We start from the raw sequence: 19,173 nt of genomic DNA, 5'->3' as shown, positions 1-19,173 counted from the left end.
CGATGTGACGTCCGCGCCTCGCGGCACGGGGGTCCAGACGGGTCAGACGACCCGCAGGGTCACTTGACCTCGACGGAGGCGCCGGCGCCCTTGAGGGACTCGGCAGCCTTCTCGGCGGCCTCCTTGGCGACCTTCTCCAGGACGGGCTTCGGGGCGCCGTCCACGAGGTCCTTGGCCTCCTTGAGACCCAGCGAGGTCAGCTCACGCACGACCTTGATGACCTGGATCTTCTTCTCGCCGGCACCCGTGAGGATGACGTCGAACTCGTCCTGCTCGGCCTCGGCCTCGGCGGCCGGGCCACCGGCGGCGGGGCCGGCGACGGCGACCGCGGCGGCGGCGGTGACGTCGAACTTCTCCTCGAAGGCCTTCACGAAGCCGGAGAGCTCGATGAGGGTCATGTCTTCGAACTGCGCGAGCAGGTCGTCCTGGGACAGCTTCGCCATGATAGGCGTCCTTCCACTATTCGGCAGGTGCCGGATGTATATGTCGGCGGGCGTACGTGGAGCCCGCTGGACCGCTGAGCGAAATTACTCGGCGGCCTCGGCGGGAGCCGGAGTACCGGCACCGCCCTGCTCTTCCTTCTTGGCGCGAAGCGCTTCCGCGGTGCGGACGAACTTCGACGGCAGAGCCTGGAAGAGCTGCGCAGCCTGAGTCTGCTTGCCCTTCATGGCACCGGCCAGCTTGGCGAGCAGAACCTCGCGGGACTCGAGGTCCGCGAGCTTCTTGAACTCATCGGGGGACAGCGCCTTGCCGTCAAGGACACCGCCCTTGATGACGAGATTGGGGTTGTCCTTGGCGAAGTCACGAAGACCCTTCGCCGACTCCACCGGGTCACCGGTGACGAAGGCAACCGCCGTCGGACCTGCGAACAGGTCGTCGAGCGTGTCGATCCCGGCCTCGTTGGCCGCAATCTTGGTCAGCGTGTTCTTCACCACGGCGTACTGGGCGTTCTCACCGAGCGAACGGCGCAGCTGCTTGAGCTGTGCCACGGTGAGACCCCGGTACTCGGTCAGCACAGCGGCGTTCGAGCTGCGGAACTGCTCCGCGAGCTCGGCTACCGCGGCAGCCTTGTCGGGCCTTGCCATGAGCGTCGGCCTCCTTCCGGGTGATGAGGACCGCTCAGAAGGGGCCGGAAAAGACGAAACGCCCCGGCACAGGTGCCAGGGCGTAGCTCAACCGCACGAAGTCCGGGAGCTTTCCACAGTCACCTGCGCAGGTCGTCCGTGCTCAACGGATCCTTCGGTTGCTGTCCCCTTGCGGGAAAGCAGCAACGACCAGCGGTCTTTGGCTTCTGCAGAAGAGTACGCGACCGGAGCCGCGCCGAGCAAATCCCTCCCGGTTCGAGTGCTCCGGGAGGTTTAGGACGCGCTGCCGGACGCGCCCTGCTGCTTCTTCAGGAGCTCCTTGAAGTCGACGCTGTCGGAGGCCGGCGGCCGCTCGACCGACACCTTGGTGCCGTAGTCGCTGTAGAACACCGTGGAGTTCAGCTCGCCCGTCTTCATCTGGCCGCGCTCGGTCTTCTTCACCAGCAGGTCGTCCTTGTCGACCCAGATGTCGACCTTCTCCGTGGAGACTCCGGCATCGCTCAGCTGCTTCTTGAACGCGGCGAGCTGGTCGGCGTCCAGCTCGGAGTTCTTGGCGGTCAGCTCGGCGACGTCGACCGTGCCGGAGTAGTGCGTGGCGGTGACGCCCCGGACATCCTCCTGGCCGACCTTCTTCACGTCGCCCGAGGCCAGCAGCGCCTTCACCCCCTGGTCGGGGGTGGTGTTCTGCATCTGGTCCTTCATCACCTCGCCGGAGGCCCCGGAGAGCTCCGCGAGGTCGTCGTAGCTGTAGTTGATCCAGTGCTTGCCGCCGGACTGCTGGGCGAAGGCATCGCCCATGTTGGCCGCGTAGCCGTCCTTGAAGTAGCGCGCCTGCATCGTGCCGTCGCCGCCGACCTGCTTCATGGCGTCCGCCATGGAGCCGCCGGTGTACTTGATCTCCATGGCACCGCTGATGCCGTCGGACCAGTCGAGGGATCCGGTCTGCTTCATGGACATCGTGCTGCCCATCGCGGTGGTGCCCTCGACCTTGGCCGAGTTCGCCCCGCCGGTCTTCTTCTGGACCGCGAGCAGTGCGGCGATCGGCCCGGCCTTCGACGCCGCGGCGCCGTCGCTCCCGTTCTTGTCGTCCGATCCGCCGCAGGCCGCGACCGACGTCAGCGCCGCCGCCACTGCCACGGACAGACCCACGCGTCGTACGGTGCTCGTCCTCATATCCGCTCCCACCCCTTTGTCGGCTCCCGGTCACCTCACGCTAACGCACGGCACCGACAGTCCCGGTATGTACGGCCAGCGCACGGCACCGACGGCCCTCGGTACGTACATACGAGGACGGGCCCCGCACCTCGAAAGGTTGCGGGGCCCGTCAATGTCACACGTGACACGGCGGTCGTACGAGCGCGGAGGCTCAGACGGAGGCCGGGTCCTCCTCGACGAGGAGGTTACGGGTGCGGTTGGCGTCCAGCGGGATGCCGGGGCCCATCGTGGTGGCCAGGGTGGCCTTCTTGATGTAGCGGCCCTTGGCGGCGGACGGCTTCAGACGGAGGATCTCGTCCAGCGCCGCTGCGTAGTTCTCCACCAGCTTGGTCTCGTCGAACGAGGACTTGCCGATGATGAAGTGCAGGTTCGAGTGCTTGTCGACGCGGAACTCGATCTTGCCGCCCTTGATGTCGTTGACAGCCTTCACGACATCGGGGGTGACGGTGCCCGTCTTCGGGTTCGGCATCAGACCACGCGGACCGAGCACGCGGCCGAGGCGGCCGACCTTGCCCATGAGGTCCGGGGTCGCGACGACGGCGTCGAAGTCCAGACGGCCCTTCGCCACCTCGTCGATAAGCTCGTCGGCGCCGACGATGTCGGCGCCCGCGGCTTCCGCGGCCGCAGCACGGTCACCGGTCGCGAAGACCAGGACCCGGGCGGTCTTGCCGGTGCCGTGCGGGAGGTTCACGGTGCCACGGACCATCTGGTCGGCCTTGCGAGGGTCAACACCCAGGGCAAAGGCGACCTCGACGGTGCTGTCGAACTTCGTGGAGGCGGTGTCCTTGGCGAGACGGACGGCCTCGAGCGGAGCGTAGTTACGCGCCCGGTCGATCTTGGCGTCCGCAGCGCGGAGGTTCTTGCTGCGCTTCACTTCTACTCCTGTGGTTTCAGAGTGTGGAGTCGTGGTGCGGACCAGCGCTTGGTCCTACCACTGAGGGGGTGGGGCTGAATCAGCCTTCGACCGTGATGCCCATGGAACGGGCGGTGCCGGCGATGATCTTCGACGCTGCGTCGAGGTCATTGGCGTTCAGGTCGGGGAGCTTCGTCGTGGCGATCTCGCGGACCTGGGCGGCCGTCAGCTTGGCAACCTTGGTCTTGTGCGGCTCGCCGGAGCCCTTGTCCACACCCGCGGCCTTGAGGATCAGCTTGGCGGCCGGCGGAGTCTTGGTGATGAAGGTGAAGGAGCGGTCGTCGTAGACCGTGATCTCCACCGGCACGACCATGCCACGCTGCGACTCGGTCGCGGCGTTGTAGGCCTTGCAGAACTCCATGATGTTGACGCCGTGCTGACCCAGTGCGGGGCCGACCGGCGGGGCCGGGTTGGCCGCACCGGCGTTGATCTGGAGCTTGATAAGCCCCGTGACCTTCTTCTTCTTGGGAGGCATGTGCTCTCTCCGGGTCCTAGTGAGAGTTTTCGCCGTCATCCGGTCATCCGGATGCAGGCATACCGCACAACGATAACGGGTATAGCTGCGCGACCAAAAACCGAGCAGGTCAGACCGGCTTCGACAGCCTGTCTGACCTGCTCGGTAGGCATGTGTCCAGAGGCGAGCGGGCAGCCCTAGTTCTTCTGGATCTGGTCGAAGCTGAGCTCGACCGGTGTCTCGCGGCCGAAGATCTCGACGAGGCCCTTGACCTTCTTCGAGTCGGCGTTGATCTCGTTGATCGTCGCCTGCAGCGTCGCGAACGGACCGTCGGTGACGGTGACCGAGTCGCCCACCTCGAAGTCCAGCACCTGGACCTCGACCTTGCGGGACGGAGCCGGCTTGCCCTCGGCCTCCGCGGCCTCACGGGCGGCCTTCTCCTCGGCCTCCGGCGCCAGCATCTTGACGATCTCGTCCAGGGTCAGCGGGTACGGGTCGTAGGCGTTGCCCACGAAGCCGGTGACACCGGGAGTGTTGCGGACGACGCCCCAGGACTCGTTCGTCAGGTCCATGCGCACCAGGACGTAACCCGGGAGCTTGTTCTGACGGACGTTCTTGCGCTCGCCGTTCTTGATCTGGACGATTTCCTCCTCAGGCACCTCGGCCTGATAGATGAACTCCTCCACGTTCAGCGAGACGGCGCGCTGCTCCAGGTTTGCCTTCACACGCTTCTCGTAACCGGCGTACGTGTGGATGACGTACCACTCGCCCGGCAGGGTGCGCAGTTCCTCGCGCAGCGCCGTGACGGTGTCGACGGGGGCGGCCGGCTCGGCCTCTTCCTCGTCGGTCTCGTCGGCGGCTTCCTCGGCCTCCGCCTCTTCGGCGGCTTCCTCGGCGGCCTCGGCACCTTCGATGTCCGCGACGGCCTCGGCCTCCGCGGCCTCGTCCTCCGCGTCCTCATCGGCGGGCTCGGGGTTCACTGCGGCCTGCTCGGCGGGCTCGCCCGCGGCGGCGTCGGCAGCTTCAGCCTGGTCCGGCTCCACAGCGTCCGCCGCCTCGACGATGTCGAGCTCGTCCTCGGCGGACTCGAAGGCGCCCGCCGTCGGCTCGACGGCGTCGTTCAGGTTCGGGTCAGACACGGTGGCTGCTTCTTCCTGGATACAAATGGGTGGAACATGCGAAAGGGGCGCCCATGAGGCGCCCTCCGCGGGATCAGCCGAAGACGTACTTGATGACCCGCTGGAAACCGAAGTCAATCACGGTAACGAGACCGATCATGACGACGACGAACACAATCACCACGGAGGTGTATGTCGTCAGCTGGTTGCGAGTCGGCCAGACAACCTTGCGGAGCTCGGCAACGATCTGGCGGTAGAACAGCGCGAGACGGCCCAGAGGGCCCTTCTTGCCGCGCTTTCCGCCCTTCCGGGTCTTCTTCTTCGACTCGGGGACTTCATCCTCGGCATCAGGCATGTCGATGGAGCCCACGGCGTCCGTCACGCTTCTCACCTGATTCCGGGTCATGGCCGTGCCGCGCCCGGTGGAGCCGCACGGCGATGCATTGAAGTACGTACATGCGCACACATCCTGGCGAAGGAGTGTGTAGCAGGGCCGGAGGGACTTGAACCCCCAACCGCTGGTTTTGGAGACCAGTGCTCTACCAATTGAGCTACGACCCTTTGTGGTTTCCACCAACCTACCGCATGCTCCGGGATGCCCCGGGTGCAGGAACGGTGCGGCTGGTGAAGGCCAACGACAGGTGAGTGTACGTGCTCAGCGGCCCGGCGTCGAACAGATAGCTCCCGACCGCTCCTGTCCGATGCTGTCCGCTTCCCCGTCCGCATGCTGTCCACGTGGTGTCCGGTCCCTGAAACCCCTGTGCCGGCCAGGAATACGGTCTGGGAGCATGGGGGGCATGAGCGCTGCTACTCCTCCCTCCGAGCGCCGGGTCTCCGCCCGCGTCGGTGCAATCTCCGAGTCCGCCACCCTCGCCGTCGATGCCAAGGCCAAGGCCCTCAAGGCCGCCGGCCGTCCGGTGATCGGCTTCGGTGCCGGTGAGCCCGACTTCCCGACCCCCGGCTACATCGTCGACGCCGCGGTCGAGGCCTGCCGCAACCCGAAGTACCACCGCTACACCCCGGCCGGCGGGCTCCCCGAGCTCAAGGCCGCCATCGCGGAGAAGACGCTGCGCGACTCCGGATACGAGGTCGACGCCTCCCAGATCCTGGTGACCAACGGCGGCAAGCAGGCCATCTACCAGGCCTTCGCCGCGATCCTCGACCCGGGCGACGAGGTCATCGTCCCGGCTCCGTACTGGACCACCTACCCCGAGTCGATCCGCCTCGCGGGCGGTGTCCCGGTGGAGGTCGTCGCCGACGAGACCACCGGTTACCGGGTCTCCGTGGAGCAGCTGGAGGCGGCCCGTACCGAGCGTACGAAGGTCGTCCTCTTCGTCTCCCCGTCGAACCCGACCGGCGCGGTCTACAGCGAGGCCGACGCCGAGGCGATCGGCCGCTGGGCCGTCGAGCACGGCCTGTGGGTGCTGACCGACGAGATCTACGAGCACCTGGTCTACGGCGACGCGACGTTCACCTCGCTGCCGGCGATCGTGCCCGAGCTGCGCGACAAGTGCATCGTGGTCAACGGTGTCGCCAAGACGTACGCGATGACCGGCTGGCGCGTGGGCTGGATCGTCGGCCCCAAGGACGTCGTGAAGGCCGCGACCAACCTGCAGTCGCACGCCACGTCCAACGTCTCCAACGTGGCCCAGATCGCCGCGCTGGCCGCCGTCTCCGGGAACCTGGACGCGGTCGCGGAGATGCGCACCGCCTTCGACCGCCGCCGGCACACCATCGTGCGGATGCTCAACGAGATCGACGGCGTGCTGTGCCCGGAGCCCGAGGGCGCCTTCTACGCGTACCCCTCGGTGAAGGAGCTGCTCGGCAAGGAGATCCGCGGCAAGCGGCCGGCCACCTCGGTGGAGCTGGCGGCGCTGATCCTGGACGAGGCGGAGGTCGCGGTCGTACCGGGCGAGGCCTTCGGTACGCCGGGCTACCTGCGTCTCTCCTACGCGCTGGGCGACGAGGACCTCGTCGAGGGCGTGTCGCGGCTCCAGAAGCTGCTGGGCGAGGCCAAGGCCTGAGCACTGGACGTATCCAGCGGGCGACCCTCGGCCACGGCCGGGGGTCGCTTTCCTGTTCGGGGGGCAATCCGATGGGGAATCCGGCTACCGCGACACCCCGTCCGTGCGGCAAGATCTCTGGATGGAGCGTGATGTACGGCTGTTGCCCAAGGCCCACCTGCACCTGCATTTCACCGGGTCGATGCGGCCCACGACGCTGCTCGAACTCGCCGACAAGTACGGCGTGCGGCTGCCGGAGGCACTGACCGGCGGCGAGCCCCCGAGCCTGCGGGCGACGGACGAGCGCGGCTGGTTCCGCTTCCAGCGGCTCTACGACATCGCCAGGTCCTGTCTGCGCTCGCCGGAGGACATCCAGCGGCTGGTCCGCGAGGCCGCCCAGGAGGACGTGGCGGACGGCTCCGGCTGGCTGGAGATCCAGGTCGACCCCACCTCGTACGCACCCCTGCTCGGCGGGCTCATTCCGGCGATCGAGATCATCCTGGACGCGGTGGACAGCGCGTCGCGGGAGACCGGGCTGCCGATCCGGGTGGTCATCGCGGCGAACCGGATGAAGCATCCGCTGGACGCCAGGACCCTGGCCCGGCTCGCGGTGCGCTACGCCGACCGGGGCGTCGTCGGGTTCGGGCTCTCCAACGACGAGCGGCGCGGCATGGCCCGTGACTTCGACCGGGCCTTCGCGATCGCCAGGGAGGGCGGCCTGCTGGCGGCCCCGCACGGCGGTGAGCTGTCGGGCCCCTCCAGCGTCCGCGACTGCCTGGACGACCTCGACGCGTCCCGGGTCGGGCACGGAGTGCGGGCCGCGGAGGACCCGCGGCTGCTGCGCAGGCTGGCGGAGCGCGGGGTGACCTGCGAGGTGTGCCCGGCGTCCAACGTGGCGCTCGGCGTCTACGAGAAGCCCTCCGACGTACCCCTGCGCACCCTGTTCGAGGCCGGGGTGCCGATGGCGCTCGGCGCGGACGACCCGCTGCTCTTCGGCTCCCGGCTGGCCGCGCAGTACGACCTCGTGCGCCGCCATCACGCGTTCACCGACGAGGAGCTGGCGGAGCTGGCGCGTCAGTCGGTACGGGGTTCGGCGGCGCCGGAGACGGTGCGGGCCGAGCTGCTGTCGGGCGTGGACGACTGGCTGGCGAGGCCGGTCGCCTGACGCCCGCCCGCGTCAGTCGGTGAGCCCGCTGAGCAGGGTCCGGGCGACGGAGGCGGCGAAGGCGTCGAGCGGCTGCGGTGGCCTGCCCGTCTCCGTGGCGTCGTAGGCGAACGCCCGCTGGGCGCAGGCCCCCATCAGCATGGACGCGGCCGCGTACGTATCGGCGTCGGCCCGGATCCGGCCCGCGGACTGTTCGGCGCGCAGATAGGCGTCCACATGGTGGATCGGCACGTGGGGGCCGGTGCCGAGCTCCCGCATCGCCGCGTTGTGCCGGCCCTTGAGCCTCGGGTCCGCGTACAGGGACGCCGCGATCGGGAAGCTCTGCTCGTAGAAGAGGGCGCCCTCGCGGGCGATCTCGGTGAGATTCCGCTCGACCGTCCGCTCCCCCTCCCCCGGATCGGCAATCAGCCGCTTCAGGATGCCGTCGACCTTGGGCAGCCGCTCCTTGAGGACCACCACGAACAGCTCCTCCTTGCTCGTGAAGTGCTTGTAGAGCGCGGCCTCCGAGCAGCCGGCGGCCTTGGCGATCTCCTTGGTGGTGGCGCGGGCCAGGCCGATGGTGAGCATCAGCCGGTGAGCGGCGTCGATGATGCGGGCGCGGGCCGGCTTCTGCTCCATGTGCACTCCAACGAAGCTTGACGGACGGGTAAGTATTCACTCACCCTAGAGGTGAGTGAATACTTACCCACCCAAGGAGGGTGTGTCATGAGGCTCACAGTGTTCGGCGCGACAGGCGGTATCGGTCAGGAGATCGTCGGCCAGGCGGTGGCCGCGGGACACGAAGTGACGGCTGTGGTGCGGGACCCCGCGCGCCTGTCGGTGCCGCTCTCCGGCCTGACGGTTCACACGGTGGCCCGGGTCGACGACCCGGAGGCGCTGCGCGAGGCGGTCACGGGCCGTGACGCGGTCCTCTCCGGCCTGGGCTCGCGGGGCCGGAGGGCAGGCGGCATCGCGGAGCGGCTGACCCGCGCCGTGCTGACGGCGATGGAGGCCGAGGGGACGCGGCGGCTGCTCGTGGTGAGCGCGGCCCCGGTCGCGCCGAAGCCGGCGGACGACCCGCTGATCGACCGGATGATGCTCGGGGCGATCGGCGCGATCCTCAAGGAGGTCTACGCGGACCTCACCGCCATGGAGGCCGCCCTCGCGGCCTCCGCGACGGACTGGACGTCCGTACGGCCCCCGAAGCTCACCAACGGCCCGCTGACGGGTTCGTACCGGACGGTCATCGGCAGCAACCCGCGCAGCGGCCGGTCCATCTCCCGGGCCGACGTGGCGCACGCGATGCTCGCGCTGATCGACGACCCGGCGGCGCTGAAGCAGGGCGTGGGCGTGGCGTACTGAAGCGGCGGCCGCGCGTGCGGTCCACACGGGCCGTGCGATTCCGTGCAGGGGCCTGTACTGAAACGGCGGCCGCACGGGAGCGCGTGCGGTCCGCACGGGCGGTGCGATTCCGTGCAGGGGCCGTGCGATTCCGTGCGATGGGGCCGCCGCTCAGTACGCGCGTGGCCCCGCTACAGGGTCACGCCCACGGTCACCGGCTCGTTGACCAGCGTGACGCCGAAGGCCTCGTGGACCCCGGCGACCACCTCGCGCGCGAGGGCCAGCAGGTCCTCCGTGGTCGCGGCGCCCCGGTTGGTGAGGGCGAGGGTGTGCTTGGTGGAGATGCGGGCGGGGCCGGTGCCGTATCCCTTGGTGAATCCGGCCCGGTCGATGAGCCAGGCGGCCGACGTCTTGGTGTGTCCCTCGTCCGCGGGGAAGGCGGGGGGCGAGACCTCCGGTCCGAGCCGGTCCGCCACTCGGGCGAGGAACGCCTCGAACTGCTCCCGGTCCAGGATCGGGTTGGTGAAGAACGAGCCGGCCGACCAGGTGTCGTGGTCCTCGGGGTCGAGCACCATGCCCTTGCCCGCCCGGAGCCGGAGCACGGTCTCACGGGCCGCGGCGGCGGGCACCCGCTCGCCCTCGGCGACGCCCATGGCGCGGGCCGTCTCCGGGTACTTCAGGGGGGCGGACAGTCCGCCCGCCTCTTCCAGCCCGAAGCGGACGCGCAGCACCACGAAACGGTCGGGTTCGGCCTTGAAGCGGCTGTGCCGGTACGAGAAGTCGCACTCGCTGTTCGGAATGGTGACCGTTTCATGGCTGTGCCGGTCGTAGGCGACGACCTCCGTGATGGTGGACGACACCTCCTGCCCGTACGCCCCGACGTTCTGGATCGGGGTCGCTCCGGCGGAGCCGGGGATTCCGGCCAGGCATTCGAGCCCGGCGAGACCGGCCTCCACGCTGCGGGCGACGGCGTCCGTCCAGATCTCTCCGGCGGCCAGTTCGAGGTTCGCGCCGTCCAGCACGAATCCCTTGGTGGCGATGCGCAGGGCGGTGCCGTCGAAGCCCTTGTCACCGATGACCAGATTGCTGCCGCCGCCGATGACCAGGAGCGGGGTGCCGCTGTCGTCGGCCGCGCGTACGGCGTCGACCACTTCGGCGTCGGTCGTCGCGGTGATCAGGCGGGTGGCGGGGCCGCCGAGCCGGAAGGTGGTCAGGGGGGCGAGGGGGGCGTCGTGGAGTTCCTGCACGGGACAAGAGTACGGTCCGCTCCCCCGCCACCCGGGCGGGACCGCGGACCGTACCGGGGTGACACCCCCTCAGGCGGCCACCGGGACCCGCTCTCCGGGCTGGTCCGCGCCCGACGCCGGTGTGCCGCGACGGCCCGGGATCATCAGGGCGACGAGGGCGGCGAGGGCCACCGCTCCGGCGCCGAGCCGGACCGCGAGGACGGTCCCGTCCGTGAAGGTCCGCGCGGAGTCGTAACCGCCCTGCGAGGAGAAGACCGTGGCGAGCACGGCGACCCCGAGGGCTCCGCCGACCTCGCGCAGCGCGTTGCTGGCGCCGGAGGCGATGCCCTGTTCGGCCGGGCGGACGCTGGACATCACCAGGCTGGCGGCGGGTGCGAAGTACAGGGCCATGCCGACGCCCCCGACGATCAGTCCGGGCAGCTGCGAGGCGTAGGAGGCATCGGGGGCCAGAGCCATGGCGAACAGGGCGAGGCCTGCGGCCTGGACGGCGAGTCCGGTCGCGACCACCGGGCGGCCGCCGAACCGGTCGGCGAGCAGCCCGGCGACGGGCGCCACCAGCATCGGCATTCCGGTCCAGGGCAGCATCCGCAGACCGGCCTCGGCGGGCGAGTAGCCCATCACCCCCTGGAAGTACTGGCTGAGCAGGAAGATCGAACCGAACATTCCGAGGAACATCAGCAGACCGGCCATGTTGATCCCGAAGAACGCCCGGCCCCGGAAGAGCCGCATCGGCAGCATCGGGTTCTCGGCGCGGAAGCCGTGTCGGATGAACGCGCCTATGAGCGCGGTACCGGCGCCGAGCGCGCTCAGGACGACGGGGTCGGTCCAGCCGTCGGCGTTGGCGTTCACCAGGCCGTAGACGATCCCGAAGAGCCCGCCGCTGACCAGCAGGGTGCCGGGGATGTCCAGCCGGGAGTCCGGGGCGTACGACTCGGCCAGGCGCAGCCGGGCGAGCGGCAGCAGGACCAGGCCGATCGGCACGTTCAGCCAGAAGATCCACTGCCAGGAGAGGTGCTCGGTGAGGCTGCCGCCGACCAGTGGCCCACTGGCCACGGCCAGTCCGGTCACGGCGCTGAAGATGCCCAGCGCGGCCCCGCGGCGGGCGGGCGGCACGGCGGCCGTGAGCAGGGTGAGCGTCAGGGGCATCATGATCGCCGCGCCGACGCCCTGGACCGCGCGGAAGGCGATCAGTTCGCCGATCCCGGGCGAGAGGGCGGCCGCGGCGGAGGCGCCGGTGAAGACGGTGAGCCCGATGACGAAGAGCCGGCGGCGGCCGAACCGGTCACCCAGGGAGGCGCCGAGCATCAGCAGGACGGCGAAGGTGAGGGTGTAGGCGTTCACCGTCCATTCGAGCTCCCCCAGCTCGCCGCCCAGGCTCTCTCGGATGGACGGCAGGGCGGTGGTGACGACGAGGTTGTCGAGGGCCGCCATGAAGCCCGCGATGCTGGTGATGACGAGGGCCCAGACCGCTCCCCGGCGGCCCTGCGCGTGCTGTTCCACTGCTCTCCTTGCAGGTTAGTTATTGATTACTAACTTCTCTGGACAGAAAACCGGGCCACCCCGGGGTGCGCCGTTCAGGCGCCCGGTGCGGCCGGGTGCTGGTTCAGGTGTTCTGTGCGCCCGGGTCCCGGAACCCGGACCAGACCCGGTGGTCCGTCGGATAGCCGAGCGAGGTCAGGGTGTTGACGAGCATGCCGTACGCGAGAAACGCGGTCGCCTTCTCGGCATCCACACCGAGCGCGAGGGCGATGTCGTCGAACATCCGCAGCCAGCCGGCCCGCAGCGACTCGCCGAACTCGTGGTCCCCGGCGGCCTCGGCCGCCGCGACGGCCGCGTACATCTGCATCTGCATCAGCAGCCGGTCGTGATCGTGCACGATCAAGCGCCGATAGGCCTCTGACATGGCATGCAGCGCCTCGTCGCCTTCGAGCCCGTCGGCGGCGTCCGCGAAGACCTGACGGGTGTCCGCGATGCACCGCTCGGCGGCGGCCAGGAACATCGCCTGCTTGTTGGGGAAGAGGCGGAAGAGGTACGGCTGCGAGACGCCCACCCGTCTGGCGATCACCTCGGTGGACGTGCCGTTGTACCCGCCGCGGGCGAACTCGGTGATCGCCGCGCGGATGGCGCTCTCGCGCCGCTCGTCCGCACTCATCCTTGCCATACAGATAAGTTAGTACTCAATCACTAACTTGGTCAATCAGAACCCGGCCCCAGCCTTGCCGGGCCGCACGCGTAAGGGGCGCGGTCCCAGGACCACGCCCCTTACAGTGCACCTCTACTACGGAGTCAGCCGAGCTGGACCACGGCGCGGGACATGCCCAGCACCTTCTTGTCGTCGCTCATCACCGTCAGGTCGACCCGTACCCGCTTGTCATCCAGCAGCACGGCCACCTTGGCGCTGACCTCGATCAGGGCGCCCTTGTCGTCGTTCGGTACGACGACCGGCTTGGTGAACCGGACCCCGTACTCGATGACCGCACCGGGGTCGCCGGTCCAGTCCGTGACCACCTGGATCGCCTCGGCCATGGTGAACATGCCGTGCGCGATCACGTCCGGCAGTCCGACCTCGCGGGCGAACTTCTCGTTCCAGTGGATCGGGTTGAAGTCGCCGGAGGCGCCCGCGTACTGCACCAGCGTCGCCCGGGTGACCGGGAAGGACCGCGCCGGCAGCTCCGTACCGACCTCGACCGAGGCGTAACTCACCTTCGCCGTCATCACGCCTCCTCGGCGGCGCGCGCCACCAGCTTCGTCCACGCCGTCACGACAAGCTCACCGGACTCGTCGTGAACCTCGCCACGGACGTCCAGGATGTCGTTGCCTGCCATGGACTTGACCGTCTCGATGGTCGACGTGACCGTCAGCCGGTCCCCCGCCCGCACCGGGCGGACGTACACGAACCGCTGGTCGCCGTGGACGACGCGGCTGTAGTCCAGGCCCAGCTGCGGGTCCTGCACGACCTGCCCCGCGGCCTTGAAGGTGATCGAGAACACGAACGTGGGCGGGGCGATCACATCGCTGTGACCGAGCGCCCTGGCCGCATCGGGATCCAGGTACGCGGGATTGGCGTCGCCGACCGCTTCGGCGAACTCCCGGATCTTCTCCCGGCCGACCTCGTACGGCGTGGTGGGCGGATAGGTCCGCCCCACGAAGGACTGATCGAGCGCCATGGGCTCGCAACCTCCTGATGAAAGACGAATGGGCCGAAGTCTCGGAGTACAGCTTCGTACAACGACACGAGGCCGCCCCCAACGGGGACGGCCTCGTGTACGAGCCTGATTCAGCGCGTTTCGCGGTGCGCAGTGTGCGAGTTGCAGCGCGGGCAATGCTTCTTCATCTCAAGACGGTCCGGGTTGTTACGCCGGTTCTTCTTGGTGATGTAGTTCCGCTCCTTGCACTCCACGCAGGCCAGCGTGATCTTCGGGCGGACGTCGGTGGCAGCCACGTGAGTGCTCCTTGGACGGACGGTGGACGGATGAACGCAAAAAAAAGAGTAGCCGATCGGAGGACCGACCCCACAATCGGCTACTGTTAGTAGCGGTGACCGGACTTGAACCGGTGACACAGCGATTATGAGCCGCTTGCTCTACCGACTGAGCTACACCGCTTTGATGATGAGTCTCCCCGCCGAAGCGGGGTTTCCCGATCACCAGAGCCCCAATGCGGAATCGAACCGCAGACCTTCTCCTTACCATGGAGACGCTCTACCGACTGAGCTATTGGGGCGAGCGATGAAGACATTACACGCTCGGTCGCCGATCGCCCAAATCCGTTTCGAAGCCTCATCCAAAGCCCTTGGCCGGCGCCGCTCCGGACCCTTGATCGACCGTCCGTCCGGCGCTTGATCAGCGGTTCAGCAGTCACCGGATCACCTTCCGCCACACACCTGCGCCCCCGTCCCACGGGCCCCGCCACGGACCCCTGCGGACGACACCGGTACGACTGTTCAGCTCCTCCTCGAACCCGGTGCGTCACACCTCTAGGCTCGACTCACTCTGCGTGATCCTGCCCCCTTCCCTGGAGCGCGATGCCCGACAGCAGGCCGCGGCCGCCGGACGACCACACGGCCGACGCGTCCAACAGCCGGGAGAGCACGGCACTGACGCTCCGCGGCGCCCGTCTCACCGACGGCCGCATCGTGGACGTACGGCTCGGCGGCAGCCGGATCGAGGCCGTCGGCACCGCCGGCAGCCTCTCCGCGTCCGGCGCGCGCATCGATCTGCGCGGCCACCTCCTGCTGCCGGCGCCCGCCGAACCGCACGCCCACAGCGACACCGCGCTCACCGCCGACGCCACCGTGACCGGAGCCCCCGGACCGGCCTCGCAGCTCCCCGAGGACGTCCAGCGGCGCGCCACGGAGGCCGCGTTGCTGCAACTCGGGCACGGCGCGACCGCGCTGCGCTCACACGTGCGGATCGGCGACGTACAGGGCCTCGCCGCCCTCGAAGCCGTCCTCCAGGCACGCCGGTCGCTGCGCGGGCTCGCCGATCTGACCGCGGTCGCCGTCCCCCGGCTGCTCACCGGCATCGCGGGCGCCGACGGCCTGGCCATGCTCCGCGACGCGGTGAAGATGGGCGCCGGCGCGGTCGGCGGCTGCCCCGACCTCGATCCGGACCCGACGGGGTACGCGGAAGCCGTCCTGGAGATCGCCGCCGAACACGGCTGCCCCGTGGACCTGCACACGGACAGTGACGACCCGGCCCGGCTGGCCCGGCTCGCCACCATGGCCGGCGGGGTGCGCCAGGGGGTCGCCATCGGCCCCTGTGCGGGCCTCTCCCGGCTTCCCGGGGAGGCCGCGGGCCGCGCCGCGGACCAGCTCGCCGCGTCCGGCGTGACGGTCATCTGCCTGCCCCAGGGCGGCTGCTGCGGGGCGGAGCGCCGGGGTACCGCCCCGGTACGGCTGCTGCGGGCGGCCGGGGTGCGGGTCGCGGCGGGCAGCGGGGCCCTGCGCGACCTCGCCAACCCGGTGGGGCGCGGCGATCCGCTGGAGGCCGCCTTCCTGCTGGCCTCGCAGAGCGGGCTGAGCGCAGAGCACGCCTACGAGGCGGTGTCCGCGGAGGCAAGAAGGGCGATGGGGCTGCCGGAGGTGCGGATCGAGGCGGGCTTCCCGGCCGAGCTGCTGGCCGTGCGCGGTGAGCAGCTCACCGGGGTGCTCTCCCTGGCGTACAGCCGGATCGTGGTGCACCGCGGCCGGGTGGTGGCCCGGACCAGCGCCGTACGCGAGTACTGCGACTCCGAGACGGGCGGCGCCGGACTCCCCCGCCAGGGACGGCCGGATTCCGGTCCCGGCGGCGGGGCTTGAGCGCGCCGCGGCGCAGTCCGGCGTACGGTCGTGACCATGCGCATTGTCATCGCAGGTGGACATGGTCAGATCGCGCTGCGGCTTGAGCGGCTGCTCGCTGCGCGCGGGGACGAGGCGGTGGGGATCATCCGCGATCCCGGACAGCGTGACGACCTGCGGGCCGTCGGCGCGGAGCCGGTGGTCCTGGACCTCGAATCGGCCACCGTGGAGGAGACCGCGGAGGCGCTGCGCGGGGCCGACGCGGTGGTCTTCGCGGCCGGCGCGGGCCCCAACAGCGGCACGGACCGCAAGGACACGGTGGACCGCGGCGCCGCCGTGCTCTTCGCGGACGCGGCGGAACGGGCGGGGGTACGGCGCTACGTCGTGGTCTCGTCCATGGGCGCCGACGCCGACCACCCCGGCGACGAGGTGTTCGACGCGTATCTGCGGGCCAAGGGTGCGGCGGACGCGTACGTGCGCTCCAGGAAGGCGCTCGACTGGACGATCCTGCGCCCCGGCATGCTGACCAACGACGCCGGCACCGGCCAGGTGCTGCTCGCCGCCTCGACCGGCCGGGGCCCGGTCCCGCGCGACGACGTGGCGGCCGCGCTCATGGAGCTGCTGGACACCCCGGCGACGGCGGGCCTGACGCTGGAGCTCATCTCGGGGAACGTGCCGGTGATGGTCGCGGTGAAGGACGTCGCGGGCAACTGACGACGGGGCGCCGGGGGCCGGCCGTCCCGGTCAGCCGCCCGGCGCCGGACGTACGGCGATGCCGTGCCGCTCCAGCAGGGCCGCCGTCACCCCGTCGCCCTCGCGCAGTTCCCCGGTGAACGTCCCGTCATAAACCCTGCCGCGCCCGCACGAAGGGCTCCGGGCCATCAGCAACGCCTCGGTGCAACCCGCCCCGCGCGCCGCCTCCAGGGCCCGCCGCGCGCCGTCCAGAAACGCCTCGGTCACATCGTGCCCGGAGTCGTCCACGACGCGTGCGCGGCCGTCCAGCACGTCATGGCCGTCGCCGCCGACGATCTCGGCGGGGCGGCGGGGCGTGGGCAGCCCGGCGGCGACCTCGGGGCAGCAGGAGACGGCCCGGCGGTCACCGATGGCCGCGGCGAGCTCGGCGGAGGCCTTGCCCCGGCCGTCGAAGCGACAGGGCACGCCCAGCAGGCAGGCACTGACGAGTACGGATTCCATTTCCACGGGTACGCCCTTCGCCACCGGCACAACAGAGAAGGCCCCCGTCCGAGGACGAGGGCCTTGCTTTGTGGCGGCGCCAGGGTTCGAACCTGGGTAGGCTGAGCCGGCAGATTTACAGTCTGCTCCCTTTGGCCACTCGGGCACACCGCCAAGGGATGCTGCCGTCGGGCCCGTCTCTCGACGGCGCTCTGTGGCAACGACGTAAACGATACCTGATGCCCAGGGGTGCTACGCCACCGGATTGATCAGCGGCCCGCGCGGGCCGGGGTGGCTAGGCTTTGGTCGGCGGCGTGGTGCCAGTGGGCCCCGCGGCCGCCCCGTAGACATTCCGTTTCCAGCACCCCCGATACAAGGAGCCACACGTCATGGCCGACTCCAGTTTCGACATCGTCTCGAAGGTCGAGCGGCAGGAGGTCGACAACGCCCTCAACCAGGCCGCCAAGGAAATCTCGCAGCGATACGACTTCAAGGGCACCGGCGCCTCGATCTCCTGGTCGGGCGAGAAGATCCTCATGGAGGCGAGCGGCGAGGAGCGGGTCAAGGCGATCCTCGACATCTTCCAGTCCAAGCTGATCAAGCGCGGCATCTCGCTGAAGTCGCTGGACGTGGGCGAACCCCAGCTGTCCGGCAAGGAGTACAAGCTCTTCGCCACCATCGAGGAGGGCATCTCCCAGGAGAACGCCAAGAAGGTCGCGAAGATCATTCGTGACGAGGGCCCCAAGGGCGTCAAGGCCCTGGTCCAGGGTGACGAGCTGCGGGTCAGCTCGAAGAGCCGGGACGACCTGCAGGCCGTTCAGGCGCTGCTCAAGGGCCAGGACTTCGACTTCGCCGTGCAGTTCGCGAACTACCGGTAGGACGCGGCGGTCCGGGTGCGGGGCGGAACGCGTGGTTCCGCGCCCGGACGTCATGTCCGAATACCGCCGGTCCCGGCGGTTCGGGCGACGCAGACTGGTCCGTGGCAGCCGATGACCGCGCTGTCCGCCGGACGAGAAGAGGGACGAGCCATGACCATGTACACGACGGTCGACAGCCCGCTGGGCGAGCTGCTGCTGGTCGGCGAGAAGGCCGCGGGACCGGCCGGCGACGGGGTCGCGCTCGTCTCGCTCTCCCTGCCGGGCCAGAAGGGCGCGGCGGTCGTCCAGGACGGCTGGATCCATGAGCCCCGGGCCTTCGCGGCAATCGTCGGGCAGCTGCGGGAGTACTTCGAGGGGCGGCGGACCCGCTTCGACATCGCCCTCGCGGACGGACTGGGCACCGAGTTCCAGCGCCGGGTGTGGGCCGCGCTGGACGAGGTCCCGTACGGGGAGACGGTGTCGTACGGGCAGATCGCCGAGCGGGTCGGCGCCTCCGGGGCGGGGGTGCGCGCCGTGGGAACGGCGATCGGGCGCAATCCCGTGCTGGTCGTACGGCCGTGCCACCGGGTGATCGGCTCCGACGGGGCGCTGCGCGGCTACGCGGGCGGCCTGGAGCACAAGGAGCGGCTTCTCGGGCTTGAGGGCGCCCTGGCGGTGAGCTGATATGGCCGGGCTCTTCCCCCGGCCTCGGGCGGAGATCGCGCCGGGGGCGGTGCATGTTCCCGAATGGCTTTCCGAGGAGCGGCAGCGGGAGTTGGTGGCGGCCTGCCGGGAGTGGGCGCGCGGGCCCGTGCCCTTGCGGCACACGGCGCTGCCGGGCGGCGGGGTGATGTCCGTACGGACGGTGTGCCTGGGGTGGCACTGGCAGCCGTACCGCTACACCCGCACGGCGGACGACGTGAACGGCGCACCGGTCGCCCCGTTCCCGGAGTGGCTCGGGGAGTTGGGGCGGGCCGCGCTGGTGGCGGCGTACGGGCAGGAGAGCCCGGTACCGGCTTACGCGCCGGACACCGCGCTGATCAACTTCTACGACGACACGGCGCGGATGGGCATGCACCAGGACAAGGAGGAGCGGTCCGGTGCGCCTGTGGTGTCGCTGAGCATCGGTGACAGCTGCGTCTTCCGCTTCGGCAACACGGAGGGCCGCGGAAGGCCGTACACCGACGTGGAGTTGGCCTCGGGCGATCTGTTCGTCTTCGGTGGGCCTTCGCGTTTCGCGTTCCACGGGGTGCCGAGGATCCACCCGGGGACGGCCGGTCCCGCGACAGGCATGAGCGGTGGCCGGCTCAATCTGACCCTTCGCGAGACCGGGTTGGGTGTCTGA

Annotated in this window: 23 protein-coding genes and 4 tRNA genes; 8 read left to right on the top strand and 19 right to left on the bottom strand. The window is 69.8% G+C overall.

What is annotated here, in order from left to right:
* Positions 1-59: 59 nt before the first annotated feature.
* The 8 genes from rplL to ACIP89_RS10335 all read right to left on the bottom strand — a co-directional run bounded on the left by rplL (position 60) and on the right by ACIP89_RS10335 (position 5,346).
* Positions 60-443 (bottom strand): 50S ribosomal protein L7/L12, encoded by a 384-nt coding sequence (rplL, locus tag ACIP89_RS10370; RefSeq protein WP_073732691.1) that lies wholly within the window; start codon positions 441-443, stop codon positions 60-62.
* 84 nt (positions 444-527) lie between these two features.
* Entirely contained in the window at positions 528-1,085 is a 558-nt protein-coding gene (rplJ, locus tag ACIP89_RS10365) for a 50S ribosomal protein L10 (protein ID WP_401923422.1), read from the bottom strand.
* A 273-nt stretch (positions 1,086-1,358) separates the two neighbouring features.
* Positions 1,359-2,258 (bottom strand): hypothetical protein, encoded by a 900-nt coding sequence (locus ACIP89_RS10360; protein ID WP_401928559.1) that lies wholly within the window; start codon positions 2,256-2,258, stop codon positions 1,359-1,361.
* A gap of 193 nt (positions 2,259-2,451) precedes the next feature.
* Complete coding sequence (gene rplA / locus ACIP89_RS10355; protein WP_401923417.1) at positions 2,452-3,174, bottom strand: 50S ribosomal protein L1; 723 nt, start codon at positions 3,172-3,174, stop codon at positions 2,452-2,454.
* A gap of 79 nt (positions 3,175-3,253) precedes the next feature.
* Complete coding sequence (rplK, locus tag ACIP89_RS10350; protein WP_024494105.1) at positions 3,254-3,688, bottom strand: 50S ribosomal protein L11; 435 nt, start codon at positions 3,686-3,688, stop codon at positions 3,254-3,256.
* Between the two features lie 176 nt (positions 3,689-3,864).
* On the bottom strand, positions 3,865-4,806 hold the full coding sequence (gene nusG, locus ACIP89_RS10345; RefSeq protein ID WP_401928561.1) for a transcription termination/antitermination protein NusG: 942 nt from the start codon (positions 4,804-4,806) through the stop codon (positions 3,865-3,867).
* A 73-nt stretch (positions 4,807-4,879) separates the two neighbouring features.
* Positions 4,880-5,167 (bottom strand): preprotein translocase subunit SecE, encoded by a 288-nt coding sequence (gene secE / locus ACIP89_RS10340; protein ID WP_073732696.1) that lies wholly within the window; start codon positions 5,165-5,167, stop codon positions 4,880-4,882.
* A gap of 106 nt (positions 5,168-5,273) precedes the next feature.
* Positions 5,274-5,346: transfer RNA gene (locus ACIP89_RS10335), tRNA-Trp, on the bottom strand.
* A gap of 236 nt (positions 5,347-5,582) precedes the next feature.
* Between ACIP89_RS10335 and ACIP89_RS10330 the strand changes: the two genes are divergently transcribed.
* Positions 5,583-6,809, top strand: coding sequence for a pyridoxal phosphate-dependent aminotransferase (locus ACIP89_RS10330; RefSeq protein ID WP_073732697.1), 1,227 nt, complete (start codon positions 5,583-5,585; stop codon positions 6,807-6,809).
* A gap of 121 nt (positions 6,810-6,930) precedes the next feature.
* Positions 6,931-7,953: an adenosine deaminase gene (locus tag ACIP89_RS10325; protein ID WP_402114211.1), complete on the top strand. Its 1,023-nt coding sequence runs from the start codon at positions 6,931-6,933 to the stop codon at positions 7,951-7,953.
* Between the two features lie 12 nt (positions 7,954-7,965).
* On the opposite strand, the gene ACIP89_RS10320 is transcribed toward ACIP89_RS10325, so the two are convergent.
* Positions 7,966-8,571 carry a TetR/AcrR family transcriptional regulator gene (locus tag ACIP89_RS10320; protein ID WP_401923410.1) on the bottom strand — a complete coding sequence of 202 codons (606 nt, stop codon included), beginning with the start codon at positions 8,569-8,571 and terminating at the stop codon, positions 7,966-7,968.
* An 87-nt stretch (positions 8,572-8,658) separates the two neighbouring features.
* Between ACIP89_RS10320 and ACIP89_RS10315 the strand changes: the two genes are divergently transcribed.
* Positions 8,659-9,294, top strand: a complete 636-nt coding sequence (locus ACIP89_RS10315; protein ID WP_401923407.1) for an NAD(P)-dependent oxidoreductase — start codon at positions 8,659-8,661, stop codon at positions 9,292-9,294.
* Positions 9,295-9,464: 170 nt separating this feature from the next.
* On the opposite strand, the gene ACIP89_RS10310 is transcribed toward ACIP89_RS10315, so the two are convergent.
* From ACIP89_RS10310 to ACIP89_RS10275, 8 genes are all read right to left on the bottom strand, one after another.
* Positions 9,465-10,520 (bottom strand): UDP-N-acetylmuramate dehydrogenase, encoded by a 1,056-nt coding sequence (locus ACIP89_RS10310; protein ID WP_402114208.1) that lies wholly within the window; start codon positions 10,518-10,520, stop codon positions 9,465-9,467.
* 69 nt (positions 10,521-10,589) lie between these two features.
* Complete coding sequence (locus ACIP89_RS10305) at positions 10,590-12,020, bottom strand: MFS transporter (RefSeq protein ID WP_401923403.1); 1,431 nt, start codon at positions 12,018-12,020, stop codon at positions 10,590-10,592.
* A gap of 103 nt (positions 12,021-12,123) precedes the next feature.
* Entirely contained in the window at positions 12,124-12,672 is a 549-nt protein-coding gene (locus tag ACIP89_RS10300; RefSeq protein ID WP_401923822.1) for a TetR/AcrR family transcriptional regulator, read from the bottom strand.
* A 134-nt stretch (positions 12,673-12,806) separates the two neighbouring features.
* Positions 12,807-13,235, bottom strand: a complete 429-nt coding sequence (locus ACIP89_RS10295; RefSeq protein WP_401923401.1) for a MaoC family dehydratase — start codon at positions 13,233-13,235, stop codon at positions 12,807-12,809.
* Positions 13,235-13,687, bottom strand: coding sequence for a MaoC family dehydratase N-terminal domain-containing protein (locus ACIP89_RS10290; RefSeq protein ID WP_401923398.1), 453 nt, complete (start codon positions 13,685-13,687; stop codon positions 13,235-13,237). Before ACIP89_RS10290 ends, ACIP89_RS10295 begins: the two co-directional genes overlap by 1 nt.
* Before the next feature lie 110 nt (positions 13,688-13,797).
* Positions 13,798-13,962, bottom strand: a complete 165-nt coding sequence (gene rpmG / locus ACIP89_RS10285) for a 50S ribosomal protein L33 (protein WP_003956487.1) — start codon at positions 13,960-13,962, stop codon at positions 13,798-13,800.
* Between the two features lie 90 nt (positions 13,963-14,052).
* Positions 14,053-14,125, bottom strand: a tRNA-Met gene (locus ACIP89_RS10280).
* A 45-nt stretch (positions 14,126-14,170) separates the two neighbouring features.
* A tRNA-Thr gene (locus ACIP89_RS10275) sits at positions 14,171-14,243 on the bottom strand.
* A gap of 301 nt (positions 14,244-14,544) precedes the next feature.
* Between ACIP89_RS10275 and ACIP89_RS10270 the strand changes: the two genes are divergently transcribed.
* The gene (locus tag ACIP89_RS10270) at positions 14,545-15,819 is read left to right on the top strand and encodes an amidohydrolase family protein (protein WP_402114206.1); all 1,275 of its coding nucleotides are present in this window, start codon (positions 14,545-14,547) and stop codon (positions 15,817-15,819) included.
* Between the two features lie 36 nt (positions 15,820-15,855).
* A complete protein-coding gene (locus ACIP89_RS10265; RefSeq protein WP_401928569.1) occupies positions 15,856-16,512 on the top strand; it encodes an SDR family oxidoreductase in 657 nt (218 codons plus the stop codon).
* Between the two features lie 30 nt (positions 16,513-16,542).
* Here ACIP89_RS10265 and ACIP89_RS10260 read toward each other — a convergent pair whose 3' ends face one another.
* Positions 16,543-16,992: a DUF523 domain-containing protein gene (locus ACIP89_RS10260; RefSeq protein ID WP_401923819.1), complete on the bottom strand. Its 450-nt coding sequence runs from the start codon at positions 16,990-16,992 to the stop codon at positions 16,543-16,545.
* Positions 16,993-17,063: 71 nt separating this feature from the next.
* Positions 17,064-17,145: transfer RNA gene (locus tag ACIP89_RS10255), tRNA-Tyr, on the bottom strand.
* A gap of 215 nt (positions 17,146-17,360) precedes the next feature.
* Here ACIP89_RS10255 and ACIP89_RS10250 point away from each other — a divergent pair.
* The 3 genes from ACIP89_RS10250 to ACIP89_RS10240 all read left to right on the top strand — a co-directional run bounded on the left by ACIP89_RS10250 (position 17,361) and on the right by ACIP89_RS10240 (position 19,173).
* On the top strand, positions 17,361-17,849 hold the full coding sequence (locus ACIP89_RS10250; RefSeq protein ID WP_073732707.1) for a YajQ family cyclic di-GMP-binding protein: 489 nt from the start codon (positions 17,361-17,363) through the stop codon (positions 17,847-17,849).
* 150 nt (positions 17,850-17,999) lie between these two features.
* Positions 18,000-18,512, top strand: coding sequence for a methylated-DNA--[protein]-cysteine S-methyltransferase (locus ACIP89_RS10245; RefSeq protein ID WP_402114204.1), 513 nt, complete (start codon positions 18,000-18,002; stop codon positions 18,510-18,512).
* A gap of 1 nt (position 18,513) precedes the next feature.
* Entirely contained in the window at positions 18,514-19,173 is a 660-nt protein-coding gene (locus ACIP89_RS10240; RefSeq protein ID WP_401923387.1) for an alpha-ketoglutarate-dependent dioxygenase AlkB family protein, read from the top strand.

Source organism: Streptomyces sp. NPDC088730, from assembly GCF_044751215.1.
In the GTDB taxonomy this organism is placed as follows: domain Bacteria; phylum Actinomycetota; class Actinomycetes; order Streptomycetales; family Streptomycetaceae; genus Streptomyces.
The sequence above is the reverse complement of the archived record's forward strand: the minus strand, read 5'-3'. Positions and strand labels throughout refer to the sequence as shown.